The sequence below is a fragment of the Brevundimonas sp. TWP1-3 genome, from assembly GCF_049896085.1.
Taxonomy (GTDB): domain Bacteria; phylum Pseudomonadota; class Alphaproteobacteria; order Caulobacterales; family Caulobacteraceae; genus Brevundimonas.
In genome coordinates this window covers 2,335,557-2,351,497 of record NZ_JAFCTP010000001.1, presented here as the reverse complement: position 1 = coordinate 2,351,497, position 15,941 = coordinate 2,335,557, and the positions used below count along the sequence as shown (strand labels likewise).

Sequence of the window (15,941 nt, the reverse complement as noted above, 5' to 3'; positions counted from 1 at the left end):
CGTGACCAGGAAAGACAAGAGAGACCAAGACCATGGCAAAGCCTGAACTGAAGACCTATCGCGACCGCATGGAGCGGTCGGTCACCGCCCTGAAGGAAGAGTTCAGCGGCCTGCGCACCGGCCGCGCCAACGCCGGCCTGCTGGAGCCTGTGCGGGTCGAGGCCTATGGCTCCGCTTCGCCGCTGAGCGCCGTCGCCGCCATCAGCGTGCCCGAGCCGCGGATGATCAGCGTCAATGTCTGGGACAAGGGCATGGTCGTCGCCGTCGAAAAGGCGATCCGCAACGCCAACCTGGGCCTGAACCCCATCGTCGATGGCCAGACGCTGCGCATCCCCGTGCCGCCCCTGACCGAGGAACGCCGCAAGGATCTGGTCAAGCTGGCCGGAAAATACACCGAGCAGCAGAAGATTTCGGTCCGCAACGTCCGCCGCGACGCCAACGACGACCTGAAGAAGGCCGAGAAGGCCGGCGAGATCAGCCAGGACGAACAGAAGAAGATGGAGACCGAGGTCCAGAAGGAAACCGACGCGGCCATCAAGCGCATCGACGAGGCCTTGAAGACCAAGGAACAAGAGATCATGCAGGTCTAGGCGAAACGGCTTGGCCCTGAAGGGATCACACCACAGATGACGGCAGACAGCGCCGCGCCTTCAGGCCAAAGCCCAAAGGAACGGGGCCCGGATGGGCCGCGCCATGTCGCCATCATCATGGACGGCAATGGACGCTGGGCGCAGGCGCGCGGCCTGCCGCGGGCGCTGGGCCACCGTGAGGGCGTGCAGGCCTTGAAGCGCACGATCCAGGCGGCGCCGGACCTGGGCATAGACTGTCTGACCGTCTTCGGTTTCTCGACCGAGAACTGGAGCCGACCGGAAGACGAGGTGTCGGACCTGATGGGGCTGGTGCGGACCTATGTCGCCAGCGATCTGGCGCGCCTGACCAAGGCGGGTGTGCGCCTGAAGATCCTGGGCCGTCGCGAAGGCCTGCCTGCAGACATCGCCGCCATCATCGAAAAGGCCGAAAGCCAGACGGCGCATAACGACCGCTTCCTGCTGCAGGTCGCCTTCAACTATGGCGGTCGGGCCGATCTGGTGGACGCCGCCCGTCGCCACATGGAGCGGATTCTGGCCGGCGAAACGGTCGAGCCGATCACCGAGGCGGTGTTGACCTCGGGGCTTGCGACGGCGGGTTCGCCGCCGCTGGACCTGATCGTCCGCACGTCCGGCGAGCAGCGCCTGTCGAACTTCCTCTTGTGGGAAGCCGCCTACGCGGAACTGGTGTTCCAGGACATCCTGTGGCCCGACTATGGACCCAAGGCGCTGGCCGAGGCGATCTCGGCCTTCGGTCAACGCGACCGTCGCTATGGCGGCCGTGTGGTCGCGCCTGAGCGCGCGACGGCCTGATGGCGGTCAAGGGGCGTGACATCGCGTTGAGGGCCGCTTCCGCCGCCGTGCTGGCGCCGGCTGCTGTCGCTGCGACCTGGTTTGGAGGCGTTTGGTTCCTGGCGCTGGTCGTCGCCGCCGCCGTCGTTCTCGCTTTCGAATGGGGCGCAATGAGCGCGCCTAAAGCGCCGCGGCCGATCGGCTTGGCCGTTGCTCTTGCGGTCGTAGCCTCCGTCGTCAGCGCCTACTTCGGCGTCATGTCGGTGGCTTTTGTCACCTTGGTATTTGGCGCCGCGGCCGCAGGCCTCCTCGCCCGCAAGCGTGGACAACAGGCGGTCGATGCCGCCTACGGCGTGCTTTATCTCGGCTGGCCTTCAATCCTGCTGATCTGGCTCCGGGACGGCGAAAGCCCGGTGGGCCTGCACTGGACGGCGCTGGTCTTCGCTGTGACTTGGTCGGCGGACATTTTAGCCTATCTGGCAGGTTCGACGTTCGGCGGTCCCAAGCTTTGGCCGCGCTATTCGCCCAACAAGACTTGGTCGGGCTTCATCGGCGGTATCCTGGCGGGGGCGGTGGCCGGCGCAGCCATGACCGCTTGGTTCGACATGGGCCGGCTGACCATATTCTGGGGTGCGATTCTGGGGCTGGCGGCGGCGCTGGCGACCATGGGCGGCGACCTGTGGGAATCGGGCCTGAAGCGTCGGTTTGGGGTCAAGGACGCGGGCAACACCATTCCCGGCCACGGCGGCCTGTTGGACCGTGTCGACGGCCTCATGTTCGCGGTCGTCATTGTCGCGGCGGGGCGGCTGGTCGTTCTGATGCTGGAGCGCGGCGCGTGATCCGGCGTCGCGTCACGGTCCTTGGCTCGACCGGCTCGGTCGGCGCCTCGACGCTGGACCTCATGGCTCAGGCCGTAGCGACGGGCACGGGCGTTTTCGAGGTCGAGGCGCTGACGGGCGGGGCGAACATCGCCAAACTAGCTGAACAGGCGCGACGCTGGCGTCCGAAAGTGGCGGTCACGGCCGATCCGGCGCGGTTGAGCGAGTTGCGCGACGCCTTGGCCGGCACCGACATCGCGGTCGCCGCCGGCGACGCCGCCATCGTCGAGGCTGCGACGCGACCGGTCGATTGGATCATGGCCGCCATCGTGGGTGCAGCGGGACTGAAGTCAGCCTGGGCGGCTGCGGCCACCGGCGCGACCCTGGCGCTGGCCAACAAGGAAAGCCTAGTCTGCTGCGGCCCTGCGCTGATCGAGCGGGTCAAGCGGGCAGGGGGGCGACTGATCCCGGTCGATTCCGAGCACTCGGCCATCTTCCAGGTCTTTCCCGCCGATGCTCCTGAACGGGTATCCAGGCTGATCTTGACCGCATCGGGCGGGCCTTTCCGGCAAACCCCGCGCGACCAGATGACAGGCATCACGCCCGAACAGGCGGTGGCCCATCCGAACTGGAGCATGGGGGCCAAGATTTCGGTCGATAGCGCCACCATGGCCAACAAGGGCCTGGAGATGATCGAGGCGGCCTATCTGTTCGATATGCCGCAGAACCAAATCGATGTGGTGGTGCACCCCGAATCGATTATCCACAGCCTTGTGGAATATGTGGATGGTTCGACGCTGGCCCAGATGGGGCCGCCGGACATGCGTACGCCCATCGCCTGCGCCCTGGCCTGGCCTGACCGGATCGCCTGGCCGGCGCCCAAGCTGGACCTTGCAGCCCTGGGGCGGCTGACGTTTGAGGCGCCCGACCTGGCGCGTTTCCCGGCCCTGGATCTGGCCCGTCAGGCCTTGAAGGCGGGGGGCGCGACGCCCGCCGTGTTCAATGCGGCGAATGAGGTCGCGGCCTTCGCATTTCTTGACCGCAAGCTGGCCTTTCTCAATATTGCCGCAGTCGTCGCCGAAACCCTTGAGCGTGCGACGAAAGCGGGGATGGCTTTCGGTTCTGGAGACGCCTGCGGCGCGGCCCTGTCGGTCGATGCCGAAACGCGTCGAATGGCCGAAACCGTCATCGCCGGTCTTGCGAACGCGGCCTGATAGCAGGCCAGGGGAGACGATTTTCGAATGCTGGGCGTCCTGGGTCAGGTCCTGATCTCAATCGCCTCGTTCCTGTTGGTGCTGACGTTCATCGTCACCATCCATGAACTGGGTCACTTCCTCGTCGCGCGCGCCTTTGGCGTGAAGGTGGATCGTTTCGCGGTCGGCTTCGGCAAGGCCGTGTTCAGCCGCACCGATCTCCACGGCATCGAATGGCGGCTGGGTTGGCTGCCGCTTGGCGGATATGTGAAGTTCTCCGGCGACCTGGACGCGTCCAGCGTGCCGGACAGGGCAGGGCTGGACGAACTGCGCCAGCGTGTGGTCGCCGAGCGCGGGCCGGGCGCCGAGCGCGATTATTTCCACTTCAAGCCCGTGTGGCAGCGCGCCTTGATCGTCGCCGCCGGACCCATCGCCAACTTCATCCTGGCCATCACCATCTTTGCGGTCGTCTTCATGGCCGTGGGGGTTTCGTTGCGCCCCGCCCGCGTGGCTCAGGTTCAGGCGGGATCGCCCGCCGCCGCCGCGGGCTTCCAGGTCGGCGACCTGATCACCGATGTGAACGGCAAGCCCATCAAGGACGGCAGCGCGGTGACGCGCACCGTCATGCTGTCTACCGGCGATCCCGTGCGCTTCACCGTCGAGCGCGCTGGGCGGCCCGTCGAACTGGTCGCGACGCCCGAACGCCGCGAAGAAAACGATCCTATCGCGGGACGCGTCAAGGTCGGCCGCATTGGCTTGGGCCTTGGGTCATCGGCCGGCGATGTGCGCCATGTCCGCTATGGCCCGGTCGGCGCCGTGGTCGAGGGCGTGCGCCAGACCGGCGACGTGATCGGCTCGACCCTGACCTATCTCGGGCGTCTGGTGACAGGTCGCGAGTCGGGCGATCAGTTCAGCGGACCGTTGGGCATCGCCAAGGCGACAGGGTCGCTAACGACCGCTGCGGTCGAGGCTAATCCGGCGCCGAGCGCCATCGCGATTAACCTCGTGCTGACGCTGACAACCTTGGCCGCCATACTTTCGATCGGAATCGGCTTTCTAAACCTTCTTCCCATCCCGATCCTCGACGGCGGGCATCTGCTTTTCTACGGTTATGAAGCTGTGGCACGGCAGCCTGTGTCGGCGCGGTTCCAGGAGATGGGCTATCGTGCAGGCCTTGCGCTTTTGGCGGGATTTATGTTGTTCGCGACGTGGAACGACCTACAGAAGCTCAACCTCTTCCAATTCCTCGGCGGGCTCGTCTCGTGAGCCGACGCCAGCCCCCGATGGTTTCCCGAATGAATGACATGACCTCTCGCGCCGCCGTTCGACTCAGCGCCCGTTCCAGCCTGCTGGCTCTGGCCGTCGCCGCCGGCCTCGGCGCGCCTGCCCTGGCTCAGACTGCGCCCGCGACGGCCCCCGCTACTCCGGCCCCAGCGCCCGCTCAGACCGCGACGCCTCAAACCTCCGCCGCCGCCGCCGAGCCACGCGTCGAGATCGCTGCGCCGCAGACGATCACGATCAACCGCATCATCGTGCAGGGCGCCCAGCGGATCGACCAGACGACGGTCCTGTCCTATCTGCCGATCCGACCCGGCGACGCGGTGGATGCCTCGGTGCTGGACGTCGCCGTGCGCACCCTGTCGCGCACCGGCCTGTTCGCCGACGTTCAGCTGGGTATCCAGAACGGCGACCTGATCGTGCAGATCGTCGAAAATCCGATCATCAACCAGGTGGTGTTCGAGGGGAACAAGGCGCTTTCCCAGGACAAGCTGACCAAGGAAGTCACCTTGGCGCCGCGCGGCATCTATACCCGCGCCAAGGTGCAGGAAGACGTCGGCGCCATCGTCGAGCTGTATCGCCTGCAAGGCCGGATTTCCGCGACCGTAACGCCCAAGCTGGTTCAGCTTGAGCAAAACCGCGTCGATGTGATCTTCGAGATCAACGAAGGCCCGCAGACCGGCATCAGCGCGATCAACGTCCTGGGCAACGACGCCTTCTCGGATCGCGACGTGCGCGGCGTGATGGTCACTGAGAAGTCCACATGGTGGAAGTTCTTCTCCAACAACGACAACTACGACCCCAACCGCCTGGAATACGATCAGGAGCAATTGCGGAAGTTCTACACCAACCGCGGCTTCTACGATTTCCGTGTCGTCTCGTCGGTCGCCGAGCTGCAGCCGGACGATCAGGCGTTCCAGCTGACGCTGACGTTGAATGAAGGCGACAAATACAACTTCGGCGAGGTCAAGGTCGTCACCCAAAACGACCGTCTGAACGCGGACTTCCTGCAACGTCTGATCCCGATCCGCTCGGGCGATCTGTACGAGAGCGACAAGATCGAGCAGGCGGTCGACGCCCTGACCTTCGCCGCCGGTTCGGCGGGCTACGCCTTCGTCGAGATCAACCCGACCTACAAGGCCAATCCCGAGACGGACACGGTGGACGTGACCTTCAATGTGTCGGAAGGACAGCGGGTCTATATCGACCGCATCAATGTGGTGGGCAACACCCGCACCATCGACCCGGTCATCCGTCGCGAACTGCTGCTGACTGAGGGCGACGCCTTCAACCGCGCCTTGATGGAGCGTTCGCGCAATAATCTGCGCGCGCTGGGCTTCTTCAAGGACGTGACGGTCGAGGAAACGCGCGGCAGCGCGCCGGACCGCTCTGTCATCAATGTCAACGTCCAGGAACAGCCGACCGGTGAACTGTCCGTCGGCGCGGGCTTCAGCTCGGTCGACAGCTTCACCGTCAACCTGGGTATTTCCGAGCGTAACTTCCGGGGACGCGGCCAGAACGTCGTCGCGCGCCTGGAATGGGGTTCGCTGCGCCAGCAGGTGGACTTCCGCTTCACAGAGCCCAAGTTCCTGGGCCGTGACCTGCGGGCCGGTTTCGACGTATTCCACTCGCGTTACGACCTCAGCGAATATTCATCGTACGACTATCGCTCCACCGGCGCGGGCCTGCGTTTGTCCTATCCGCTGAACGGCAATATGCTGCTCAGCACGCGCTACTTCCTGAAGTCGGACGAGATCATCGTGCCGACCGGCTATTGTGACGGCGCGGGTCAGGGGTCGTCGGCGCTGTGCGATCAGGTCGGGAGCTACATCAACTCGTCGGCCGGCTACACGCTGCAGGTTAACTACACCAACGACCCGGTCCGCCCGACGCGCGGCTGGGCGGGCTCGCTGCGTCAGGATCTGGCGGGTCTTGGCGGCGACGTGAACTATGTGAAGACCGAGGCCGACGCCAGCTGGTACTATGGCTTTACGCCGGCCTGGATTGTCAGCGTTCAGGGCTCGACCGGTTATGTCAGCGGCTGGAACGGCGACCCAATCCGCATCAACGACCGCTTCTTCAAGGGCGGCAACAGCTTCCGTGGTTTCGAGACGGCCGGTATGGGGCCGCGCGACCTGACCACGACCGACGCTCTGGGCGGCAACTTCTACGCCATCGGCACGGTCGAGCTGACCCTGCCGAACTATCTGCCCGAGCAGTACGGTATCAAGACCTCGCTGTTCGCGGATGTGGGCACGCTGGGCGTGTTGGACGACCGTTACAAGCTGACGTCTACGGGCACCGTGAACACCAATATCGCCGACGAGCTGTCGTTGCGTGCGTCGGCGGGCATCAGCATTCACTGGAGATCGCCGATGGGGCCGATCCGCTTCGACATCTCCAAGGTTCTGTCCAAGGAAGACTACGACAAGACGGAATCCTTCCGCTTCTCGACCTCCACCCAGTTCTAATCGCGGCTTTTTCGACCGCACGAGGAAACCCTATGAAAACTCTGATCATCGCGGCGACCGCCGCCGCTTCGCTTCTCGCCACCGCCGCTTCGGCGCAACAGGCGCCCGCCAATCCCGGCCCGGTCATCCCCGGCGTCTGCGTCTATTACAACGCCCGTCTGCTGGCCCAGTCGTCGGCCGGTCAGGCTGTCGAAGCCCGCATGCAGCAGCTGGCTCAAGAAGTTCAAGGCGAACTGCAACCTTACGCCACGCAGATCCAGACCGAGGCTCAGCAGCTTCAGACGTCGGGCTCCAGCCTGCCGGCCGACCAGTTGCAACAGCGCCGTCAGGCCTTGCAGCAGCGCGCTCAAGAGGCCCAGCAGCTGGAATCCACTCGCGAAAACGAACTGCGCTACACCCTGGGCATGCAGCGCCAGGCCATCACCGAAGCCGTCTCACCGATCCTGACCGCGCTTTACCAAGAAAAGGGCTGCGGTCTGCTGCTCGACCGCGAGAGCGTCTTCATGATGAACCCGGCCATGGACGTCACCGACCTGGCCATTCAGCGTCTGAACACCGCCCTGCCGACCCTGAGCTTCAACCGCATGCCGGTGCCGGCTCAGACGCAAGCTCAACCGGCGGCCGCCAACTAAGCCGCCGATGCCGGATCCTCGCTTCTTCGAAACCCTGTCGCCCCTCAGCGTCGCCGAACTGGCGGCCCAGACCGGCGGCGAGGTCGAGCGGGGCGGGGATCGCATGATCGCCTCCGTCGCGCCCCTGTCCTCTGCGGACCGGGGCGCGATCGCGTTTTTGAGCGATCGCAAGTTCGCCTCTGCCCTGGCGGCGACGAAGGCCGGCTGCGTGATCGTGCCGGCCGAGGCCAAGGGCGCGACGCCAGTAGACGCCGCCGTGATCGTTTCGCGAACGCCTCAGGCCGCCTGGGCCAAGGCGTCGCTTCTGCTGCACCGTGCTGTTTCGTTCGATACGGCGATCACGCCTGACGACGCGGCCGAGGACGACAGCGTCGTGGTCGAACCGGGCGCGATCCTGGGCAAGGGCGTACGTATCGGTCGCGGGTCCCGCATCGGCGCCAACAGCGTCATTGCGCCCGGCGTGCAGATCGGCCGGGATTGCGTCATCGGCTCGAACGTCACCGTGGGCTTCGCCCTGATCGGCGACCGGGTGAAGCTGTACGCCGGCGCACGTATCGGCGAGGCGGGTTTCGGCGCCACCGGTACGGCCGCCGGCGCCATGGATATTCCCCAACTGGGCCGCGTCATTCTGCAGGACGGCGTTACGGTCGGAGCCAACTCCTGCATCGATCGCGGCGCCTACGACGACACGGTCATCGGCGAGAACACCAAGATCGATAATCTGGTCATGGTGGGCCACAACTGTGTCATCGGCCGCAACAATCTGATGGCCGCCAACACGGGGATTTCCGGGTCGGTCACTAGCGGCGACAACGTCATCTTCGGCGGCAAGGCGGGGATCGGCGACCACATCACCATCGGCGAAGGCGCGCGGGTTGCAGCCGGGGCGGGGGTGCTGGCGAACATTCCGGCCGGCGAGACCTGGTCCGGTTATCCGGCCCGTCCGATCCGACAGTTCTTGCGCGAAACCATCTGGCTCGCCAAACAGGCCTCTTCAAAGAAGGCCCCGAAGGAATCATAGGGATGAGCGAAGACGGCAAGATCGATTACGCCGAGGTGATGCGGCGGCTGCCGCACCGCTATCCCTTCCTGCTGGTGGACAAGGCCGAGGCCTTCGTGCCCCGCACCTCCATCGTCGGCATCAAGAACGTCAGCCACAACGAACCCTTCTTCCAGGGCCATTTCCCGATCGACCCCGTCATGCCCGGCGTGCTGATCGTCGAGGCTATGGCCCAGACCGGGGCTCTGCTGATGTCCAAGACCCTGGACGTGGCCGTGGCGGACAAGGTCATCATGTTCATGTCCATCGACGGCGTGCGGTTCAGGAAGCCCGCACGGCCTGGCGACCAGCTGCGTATGGAGGTCAAGGTGATCAAGGCGCGCGGCGACGCCTACAAGTTCCGCGGCGAGACCTTCATCGACGGCAAGCTGGCGGCCGAGGCGGAGTTCATGGCTATGGTCGTGACCGTGCCCGTTCCAGCGCCAGAGCCCGCCGCTTGATGACCATCCACCCGACCGCCCTGATCGACGCCACGGCGACCCTGGCCGACGGGGTCCAGGTCGGGCCCTGGTGCACCGTGGGGCCGAACGTGGTGCTGGCCGAGGGCGTTCGGCTGGTCAGCCATGTGGTGGTCCAGCAGGATACGACGGTGGGCGCGGGGACGGTAATCCATCCGTTCGCCGTGATCGGCGGCGACCCGCAGCACAACGGCTACAAGGGCGAGCCGGTGCGGCTGGAAATCGGTGAGAACAATCTGATCCGCGAACACTGCACCTTCAACCGGGGCACGCCGCAGGGGACGGGCGTGACCGTGGTCGGGTCCAACAACCTGTTCATGACGGGCGCCCACGTGGGCCATGACTGCGTGGTCGGGAACAATGTCATCATGGCCAACAACGCCACCCTTGGCGGCCATGCCAACGTCGGGGACAAGGTCTTCCTGGGCGGGCTTTGCGCGGTGCACCAGAACGGGCGTGTAGGGCAGGGGGCGATCATCGGCGGTCTGGCGGCCGTGACCCGTGACGTCATCCCCTACGGCTCGGCCTGGGGCAATCATGCGCGGCTTCGCGGGCTGAACCTGATCGGGTTGAAGCGCAAAGGTTACGGTAAAGACCAGGTGCGGCGGTTGCTGGCGGCCTATCGCGACCTGTTTGAAGGCCAGGGCGAGTTTGCGGGTCGGATCGACGGCGTGGCCAAGATCTATACCGACCTGCCGGAGATCATGGAGATCATCGCCTTCATCCGCGACGGCGGACGGCGTCCGCTGTGCCTGCCGAACGCGGAATGAGCACTTCCGGAAAGCTGGGCCTGATCGCCGGCGGCGGCGACCTGCCGGCGACGGTGGCGGCGCGGTGCGATGCGAAGGGGCGGCCTGTCTTCCTGATCCGCTTAGCCGGGTTCGCCGATCCCAACCTGACGCGCTGGCCTGGCGCCGAGTTCGGCATGGCGCAGATCGGGGCGATCCTGAAGGCCCTGAAGGCCGAGGCCTGCACGACCGTCTGTCTGGCGGGCATCGTCAACCGACCCGACTTCAAGACGTTGAAGCCCGATTTCAAGGGCGCGACCCTGCTGCCCGGCATCGTGGCGGCGGCGGCCAAGGGCGACGACGCCCTGTTGCGCAAAATCCTGTCGGTGTTCGAGGCCGAAGGCTTCGCCGTCGAGGGCGCCGACGACATTTTGGGCGGAGAAATGCTGGCTGCTGGGGCGCTGGGCACAGTGTCGCCGACGCCGGAGCAGCTGGCCGACCTGAAGAAGGCGCTCCATGTTGCGGAAAAATCAGGCGAACTGGACATCGGGCAGGGCGCGGTCGTGTGTCACGGACTTGTGTTGGCGGTCGAGGCGCAGGAGGGGACCGACGCCATGCTGGGCCGGGTCGCGGGGCTGCCGGCCGATCTGCGCGGCTCGGCCGGTGATCGCAAGGGCGCGCTGGGCAAGGCGCCCAAGCCGATCCAGGACCTGCGGGTGGACATGCCGGTGATCGGGCCGCGCACCGTCGAGATGGCGGCGGCGGCGGGCCTGGCCGGTATCGGCGGGGTGGCGGGACGGCTGATCCTGATCGACCGTGCGGCCATCATCGCGGCGGCGGACCGGCTGGGCCTGTTCGTGTGGGGCGAAGCGCGATGAGCCGCCCCTTGAAGATCATGCTGGTGGCGGCCGAGGCCTCGGGCGATGCGCTCGGCGCCGGTCTGGCCAGGGCGTTGAAAGCGCGGCTGGGTGCGGACGTCACTTTCGTCGGCGTCGGCGGTCCCCGGATGGCGGTAGAAGGCGTGGTCAGCCCGTTCGACATCGCTGAACTGTCGATCCTGGGCTGGATCGAGGGCCTGCGCGCCTATGGCAAGGTCAAGCGCCGCGTCGAGGAGACTGCAGCGCTGGCCGAGCGAGAAAAGCCCGACGCCGTGGTCCTGATTGACAGCTGGGGCTTCACCATCCGGGTCGCCAAGGCCATCCGCGCCGCGCGGCCGGATCTGCCTCTGATCAAATACGTTGGGCCGCAGGTGTGGGCGTCCCGGCCGGGCCGGGCAAGGACGCTGGCGGGGGCGGTGGATCACCTGCTGGCGCTCTACAGCTTCGACGCCCCCTGGTTCGAGCGGGAAGGTCTGCCGACGACCGTGGTCGGCTCGTCCGCCTTGCATGTCGATATGGCCGGCGCCGACGGCGCAGCCTTCCGTGCGCGACGCGGCATCGCCGCCGACGCCAAGCTGCTGCTGGTGCTTCCGGGCAGCCGCCCCAGCGAGATCACGCGAATGACGCCGGTCTATGAGGCGGCGATCGGCAAGTTGAAGGCCATCGATCCGGCGCTAGAAATCGCCGTCGTCGCCGCCGGGACCGTGGCCAAGGACGTCGCGGGACGGGTCGCCGCCTGGCCGTTCCGGGCGCATCTGGTGGACGAGGCCGAGAAGTACGACGCTATGCGCGCCGCGACGGTCGCCCTGGCCACAAGCGGCACGGTTTCGACAGAGCTGGCCCTGGCCGGCGCGCCGATGGTCATCGCCTACGGGATCGACGGGCTGAGCTATCAGCTGATGAAGCGGATGGTGACGGCGAAACACGTCACCCTGTTCAACGTCGCCGCCGACGACAGGATCGCACCGGAGTTCATCCAGCACGAGGCGACGCCCGCCATCCTGGCGGCGGCGGTCGGTCGGTTGCTGTCCGATCCGGCCATGGCGGACGAACAGGCGCAACGTCAGACAGCGGCCCTAGACTTGATGGGGCGCGGCGGAGCGGACCCGTCGGAGTTGGCGGCGGACGCCGTGTTGAAGGTCATCGCCGCCAAACGGAAGGCCTGACGATGGGGCGGGCCCTCAGTCCTCGGCGCGCCGCCGAGGTTCGGGCCGCGTTGCAGATGGCGGTCGGCGCCATGGCCGCCCTATATCTCGCCACATGGCTGAACCTGCCGCATCCCTACTGGAGCGTGATCTCCGCCATCGTCGTCATCCAGGCCAGCGTCGGGGGCGGGGTGCTGACCGTCGCGCGGGATCGGGCCATCGGCACGGTGACGGGCGCGTTGGTCGGTGCGGTCTTCGCCTTCCTGCGTCCGCCCGGCATGGAAAGCATGGCGCTCAGCATCGCCGCATCCACGGCCTTGCTGGCGTTTTTCGGAACCGGGCGCCCCTGGCTGAAGATCGCGCCGGTGACGGCGACCATCGTCATCGCCGGAGGGACGGGCGCTGAGGGGCCGGCGTCGCTGGCCCTGGATCGCGTGATGGAAATCCTGGTCGGCAGCGGCGTCGGTGTGATGGCGATCTTGGCGCTGTTCCCCCGTCATGCCCATCAGTCGTTTAAGCTGCAGGCGCGCGAGGCGGCGGGGGAGGCGGCGGCGCTGTTGGCCGTGATATCCCAAGGCGATCCGGCGGACGCGTCCGAAATCACCCGACGCCATGCTGATCTGAAACGACGGCTGGATGCGCTGGGTCAAGCGGCGAAGAATGTGATCGATCTGCCGGGGCCCCAGCGCGAGACCGCAGACCGCGCCGCCCTGGCGCGCGCCTTCTGGCGGGTGCGTAGCGACATCGTGATTCTGGGGCGTGGTTTTCAGGCCGAAAGGGCAGGCGCGAGGCTGGATCCCTGGTCACAGGACGCGGCGCGTGCGGTGGAGCGGCTGGAAGCCCTTTCCCAAGGTAAGGCTGCCGCGCCGATGGGACCGATCGACCAGAGCCTGGCACTGTCCATGGCTGTGGAGGGCGACGACATGGCGTTGGGCGCCGCAGCTATCGGCGTGGCCCACATGCACCGCGATTTGGACGATCTGGCCGCGCGGTTCGCCGATCTGCAGCTGGTCTGACGGCAAAGAAAAACGCCGGGGATGGCTCCCCGGCGTTCTGCATTTTCAGACGTGAAGCCGTCGATCAGCCGCGTTGTTCGATCGGCACGTAATCGCGCTCGGTCGGGCCCGTGTAGAGCTGACGCGGGCGGCCGATCTTCTGCGAGGGATCAGCCATCATTTCCTGCCACTGGGCGATCCAGCCCACGGTGCGGGCCAGGGCGAACAGGACGGTGAACATGCTGGTCGGGAAGCCCATCGCCGACAGGGTGATGCCCGAATAGAAGTCGACGTTCGGGAACAGCTTGCGCGAGGTGAAATATTCGTCCGACAGGGCGACCTTCTCCAGTTCCTTGGCGACCAGGAACAGCGGGTCGTTCTCGCGGCCCGTGGCGGCCAGGACTTCATAGGCCGACTGTTGCATGACTTTGGCGCGCGGATCGTAGTTCTTGTACACGCGATGGCCGAAGCCCATCAGCTTGTACTTGCGGTCCTTCACGCCCTGGATGAACTCCGGGATCTTGTCCGGGGTGCCGATTTCCTTGAGCATGGTCAGCGCCTCTTCGTTGGCGCCGCCGTGCGACGGGCCCCACAGGCAGGCGATGCCGGCGGCGATACAGGCGAACGGATTGGCGCCCGACGAGCCAGCCAGGCGCACGGTCGAAGTCGAGGCGTTCTGTTCGTGGTCGGCGTGCAAGGTGAAGATGCGATCCATGGCGCGAACCAGGGCCGGATCGACGTGATAGTCCTCGGCCGGCACGGCGAAGCACATGCGCAGGAAGTTCTCTGCATAGGACAGGTCGTTGCGCGGCGACACGAACGGCTGGCCGATGTGATATTTATAGGCGCGAGCCGCGATGGTCGGCATCTTGGCGATCAGGCGGATGGCCGAGATGTCGCGCTGGACCGGATCATGGATGTCCAGGCTGTCGTGATAGAAGGCCGACAGGGCGCCGACCGTGCCGACCATGATCGCCATCGGGTGGGCGTCGCGGCGGAAACCCTCGAAGAACCGGTCGAACTGGCTGTGCAGCATCGTGTGCATGGTGATGCTGTCTTCGAACTTCTCGAACTGCTCGGCCGTCGGCAGTTCGCCGTGCAGCAGCAGGTGGCAGACTTCGACGAAGTTCGACTTCGACGCCAGCTGATCGATCGGATAGCCGCGGTGCAGCAGCACGCCGGCGTCGCCGTCGATATAGGTCAGGGCCGATTCGCACGCCGCCGTGGAGGTAAAGCCCGGATCGAAGGTGAAGGCGCCCGTTCCCGCATAGAGCTTGCGGATGTCGATGACGTCCGGGCCGGTGGAGCCCGAAAGGACCGGCAACTCGATCGTCTTGTCCTCGAAGGACAGGGTCGCCGAGGTGGCGGTTTTGGCTTGTTCAGTCATGAATGCCCCTTTGCATCACACGTCCAGGCGCGGGGAGGCGTCGGCCGCTTTTTGGTTTGTGGGTGATCACTTAGTCTGTTGCAGCGCATCATCCAAGCGCCCGAGACTTTCGTCGCGCCCAAGAGCCGACAAAGTTCGTGCAATATCGGGTGATGTTGACCCTGCGGTAAGCGCCGCGCGCATCGGCGGACCGATCTTGCCGAAGCCGACGCCCTCGGATTCGGCGAAGGCTTTGAGCTCGGCTTCCAGCGCGAAAACGTCCCAGGACTGGAAAAGGGCCAGCCGGTCACGCAGGCGACCAAGGCGCTCCAGCGTCTCACCGGTCAGCAGGGCCTGGGCCTTTTCGTCGAGGCTTAGTGGACGCGTCTTCAGCACGAAGGTGGTCTGATCGGCCAGCTCCAGCACCGTCTTGGCGCGGTCCTTCACGAAGGGCATTGCGCGTTGAAGCCGAGCCTCGTCCGCCTCCGCAAGAACGTGGCCCTTTTGCAGATGCGCATCCAGCGTCAGCTTGGCTAGGCGCTCGTCGTCGGCGAGACGCAGCCAGTGCGAATTGACGTGAGCCAGCTTGTCGAAGTCCAGACGGGCCGGCGCCTTGCCGATGCCGGCGAGGTCAAACCATTCCACCGCCTGGGCGTCGCTGAACAATTCGTCGTCGCCGTGGGCCCAGCCCAGCCGGGCCAGGTAGTTGCGCATGGCCTCGGGCAGATATCCCATCTCGGCATATTCATGCACCGCCTGGGCCCCGTGCCGTTTCGACAGTTTTGCGCCGTCGGGACCGTGGATCAGGGGGATGTGGGCGAAGGTCGGCCGGGTCCAGCCCAGGGCGTCGTAGATCAGGCTCTGACGGGCGGCGTTGTTCAGATGGTCATCGCCGCGAATGACGTGGGTCACGCCCATGTCGTGGTCGTCCACGACGACGGCGAGATTATAGGTCGGCGCGCCGTCCGAGCGCAGCAGCACCAGGTCGTCGAGATCTTCGGTGGACCAATTGACCGAACCCTGAACCTCGTCGGCGACGGTGACGGTCGTCGCCTTGGGGCGGCGGAAGCGCACGACGTGGGGCAGGGCCAGGTCGTCGACCGTGGGCTCTCGGTCGCGCCAAGGCGATTCGAAGGTGCGTTTCTCGGCCTTGGCTTCGTCGCGCAGACGGCCGGTGTCTTCAGCAGAGGTGAAGTCGCGGTAGGCGTGGCCCGTTTCGAGCAGTTGATCGACCACCTCGCGGTGGCGGTCGGCGCGGCTGTACTGGAACACCGGCTCTTCGTCGGCGAACAGTTCCAGCCAGCTCAGACCGTCGAAGATGGCCTTCACCGCCTCGTCGGTCGAGCGTTCGCGGTCGGTGTCCTCGACCCGGATCAGGAAACGCCCAGCGTGTCTCTTGGCGTACAGCCAGTTGAACAAAGCGGTTCTCGCTCCGCCGATATGCAGATAGCCTGTCGGCGAGGGGGCGAAGCGGGTGACGACAGTCGAGGAGGGTGAGGTCATAGGCGATGGGTCCGTAAGCGAGGCCCTTATACGCCCC

Annotated in this window: 15 protein-coding genes; 13 read left to right on the top strand and 2 right to left on the bottom strand. The window is 65.9% G+C overall.

Annotated elements, in window-relative coordinates; translation table 11 throughout:
• Nucleotides 1–32 precede the first annotated feature (32 nt).
• From frr to ACP693_RS11650, 13 genes are read left to right on the top strand one after another with little or no spacing between them, the layout of a single operon-like run.
• Nucleotides 33–590: a ribosome recycling factor gene (gene frr, locus ACP693_RS11710; RefSeq protein ID WP_135195906.1), complete on the top strand. Its 558-nt coding sequence runs from the start codon at nt 33–35 to the stop codon at nt 588–590.
• A 36-nt stretch (nt 591–626) separates the two neighbouring features.
• Nucleotides 627–1,400 (top strand): polyprenyl diphosphate synthase, encoded by a 774-nt coding sequence (uppS, locus tag ACP693_RS11705; protein ID WP_426016695.1) that lies wholly within the window; start codon nt 627–629, stop codon nt 1,398–1,400.
• On the top strand, nt 1,400–2,218 hold the full coding sequence (locus ACP693_RS11700; protein WP_426016696.1) for a phosphatidate cytidylyltransferase: 819 nt from the start codon (nt 1,400–1,402) through the stop codon (nt 2,216–2,218). Before uppS ends, ACP693_RS11700 begins: the two co-directional genes overlap by 1 nt.
• Nucleotides 2,215–3,411 (top strand): 1-deoxy-D-xylulose-5-phosphate reductoisomerase, encoded by a 1,197-nt coding sequence (gene dxr / locus ACP693_RS11695; protein ID WP_426016697.1) that lies wholly within the window; start codon nt 2,215–2,217, stop codon nt 3,409–3,411. Before ACP693_RS11700 ends, dxr begins: the two co-directional genes overlap by 4 nt.
• A gap of 27 nt (nt 3,412–3,438) precedes the next feature.
• Nucleotides 3,439–4,656: a M50 family metallopeptidase gene (locus ACP693_RS11690; RefSeq protein WP_426016699.1), complete on the top strand. Its 1,218-nt coding sequence runs from the start codon at nt 3,439–3,441 to the stop codon at nt 4,654–4,656.
• A gap of 29 nt (nt 4,657–4,685) precedes the next feature.
• Nucleotides 4,686–7,139 carry an outer membrane protein assembly factor BamA gene (gene bamA, locus ACP693_RS11685; protein WP_426016701.1) on the top strand — a complete coding sequence of 818 codons (2,454 nt, stop codon included), beginning with the start codon at nt 4,686–4,688 and terminating at the stop codon, nt 7,137–7,139.
• Nucleotides 7,140–7,171: 32 nt separating this feature from the next.
• Nucleotides 7,172–7,771 (top strand): OmpH family outer membrane protein, encoded by a 600-nt coding sequence (locus ACP693_RS11680; RefSeq protein WP_135195912.1) that lies wholly within the window; start codon nt 7,172–7,174, stop codon nt 7,769–7,771.
• A 7-nt stretch (nt 7,772–7,778) separates the two neighbouring features.
• Complete coding sequence (gene lpxD / locus ACP693_RS11675; RefSeq protein WP_426016702.1) at nt 7,779–8,792, top strand: UDP-3-O-(3-hydroxymyristoyl)glucosamine N-acyltransferase; 1,014 nt, start codon at nt 7,779–7,781, stop codon at nt 8,790–8,792.
• A 2-nt stretch (nt 8,793–8,794) separates the two neighbouring features.
• On the top strand, nt 8,795–9,271 hold the full coding sequence (fabZ, locus tag ACP693_RS11670) for a 3-hydroxyacyl-ACP dehydratase FabZ (RefSeq protein WP_426016704.1): 477 nt from the start codon (nt 8,795–8,797) through the stop codon (nt 9,269–9,271).
• Nucleotides 9,271–10,059 (top strand): acyl-ACP--UDP-N-acetylglucosamine O-acyltransferase, encoded by a 789-nt coding sequence (gene lpxA / locus ACP693_RS11665; RefSeq protein WP_426019567.1) that lies wholly within the window; start codon nt 9,271–9,273, stop codon nt 10,057–10,059. The genes fabZ and lpxA overlap by 1 nt, the downstream gene beginning before the upstream one ends.
• A complete protein-coding gene (gene lpxI / locus ACP693_RS11660) occupies nt 10,056–10,895 on the top strand; it encodes a UDP-2,3-diacylglucosamine diphosphatase (protein WP_426016705.1) in 840 nt (279 codons plus the stop codon). Before lpxA ends, lpxI begins: the two co-directional genes overlap by 4 nt.
• Complete coding sequence (gene lpxB, locus ACP693_RS11655) at nt 10,892–12,061, top strand: lipid-A-disaccharide synthase (RefSeq protein ID WP_426016707.1); 1,170 nt, start codon at nt 10,892–10,894, stop codon at nt 12,059–12,061. Before lpxI ends, lpxB begins: the two co-directional genes overlap by 4 nt.
• A 2-nt stretch (nt 12,062–12,063) precedes the next feature.
• Nucleotides 12,064–13,056, top strand: coding sequence for an FUSC family protein (locus ACP693_RS11650; protein WP_426016709.1), 993 nt, complete (start codon nt 12,064–12,066; stop codon nt 13,054–13,056).
• A 64-nt stretch (nt 13,057–13,120) separates the two neighbouring features.
• On the opposite strand, the gene gltA is transcribed toward ACP693_RS11650, so the two are convergent.
• Together gltA and gltX are read right to left on the bottom strand one after the other, a co-directional pair.
• The gene (gene gltA, locus ACP693_RS11645) at nt 13,121–14,422 is read right to left on the bottom strand and encodes a citrate synthase (protein WP_426016711.1); all 1,302 of its coding nucleotides are present in this window, start codon (nt 14,420–14,422) and stop codon (nt 13,121–13,123) included.
• A 66-nt stretch (nt 14,423–14,488) separates the two neighbouring features.
• Nucleotides 14,489–15,904, bottom strand: a complete 1,416-nt coding sequence (gene gltX / locus ACP693_RS11640) for a glutamate--tRNA ligase (RefSeq protein ID WP_426016713.1) — start codon at nt 15,902–15,904, stop codon at nt 14,489–14,491.
• Nucleotides 15,905–15,941: the final 37 nt, after the last annotated feature.

What these genes read in the sequence shown, in the direction of transcription:
- gltX (WP_426016713.1), bottom strand. Translation starts at nt 15,904, where the DNA reads ATGACCTCACCCTCCTCGACTGTCGTCACCCGCTTCGCCCCCTCGCCG.
- ACP693_RS11690 (WP_426016699.1), top strand. Translation starts at nt 3,439, where the DNA reads ATGCTGGGCGTCCTGGGTCAGGTCCTGATCTCAATCGCCTCGTTCCTG.
- fabZ (WP_426016704.1), top strand. Translation starts at nt 8,795, where the DNA reads ATGAGCGAAGACGGCAAGATCGATTACGCCGAGGTGATGCGGCGGCTG.
- lpxD (WP_426016702.1), top strand. Translation starts at nt 7,779, where the DNA reads ATGCCGGATCCTCGCTTCTTCGAAACCCTGTCGCCCCTCAGCGTCGCC.
- lpxB (WP_426016707.1), top strand. Translation starts at nt 10,892, where the DNA reads ATGAGCCGCCCCTTGAAGATCATGCTGGTGGCGGCCGAGGCCTCGGGC.
- frr (WP_135195906.1), top strand. Translation starts at nt 33, where the DNA reads ATGGCAAAGCCTGAACTGAAGACCTATCGCGACCGCATGGAGCGGTCG.
- ACP693_RS11680 (WP_135195912.1), top strand. Translation starts at nt 7,172, where the DNA reads ATGAAAACTCTGATCATCGCGGCGACCGCCGCCGCTTCGCTTCTCGCC.
- ACP693_RS11650 (WP_426016709.1), top strand. Translation starts at nt 12,064, where the DNA reads ATGGGGCGGGCCCTCAGTCCTCGGCGCGCCGCCGAGGTTCGGGCCGCG.
- bamA (WP_426016701.1), top strand. Translation starts at nt 4,686, where the DNA reads ATGAATGACATGACCTCTCGCGCCGCCGTTCGACTCAGCGCCCGTTCC.
- gltA (WP_426016711.1), bottom strand. Translation starts at nt 14,422, where the DNA reads ATGACTGAACAAGCCAAAACCGCCACCTCGGCGACCCTGTCCTTCGAG.
- lpxI (WP_426016705.1), top strand. Translation starts at nt 10,056, where the DNA reads ATGAGCACTTCCGGAAAGCTGGGCCTGATCGCCGGCGGCGGCGACCTG.
- lpxA (WP_426019567.1), top strand. Translation starts at nt 9,271, where the DNA reads ATGACCATCCACCCGACCGCCCTGATCGACGCCACGGCGACCCTGGCC.
- uppS (WP_426016695.1), top strand. Translation starts at nt 627, where the DNA reads ATGACGGCAGACAGCGCCGCGCCTTCAGGCCAAAGCCCAAAGGAACGG.
- ACP693_RS11700 (WP_426016696.1), top strand. Translation starts at nt 1,400, where the DNA reads ATGGCGGTCAAGGGGCGTGACATCGCGTTGAGGGCCGCTTCCGCCGCC.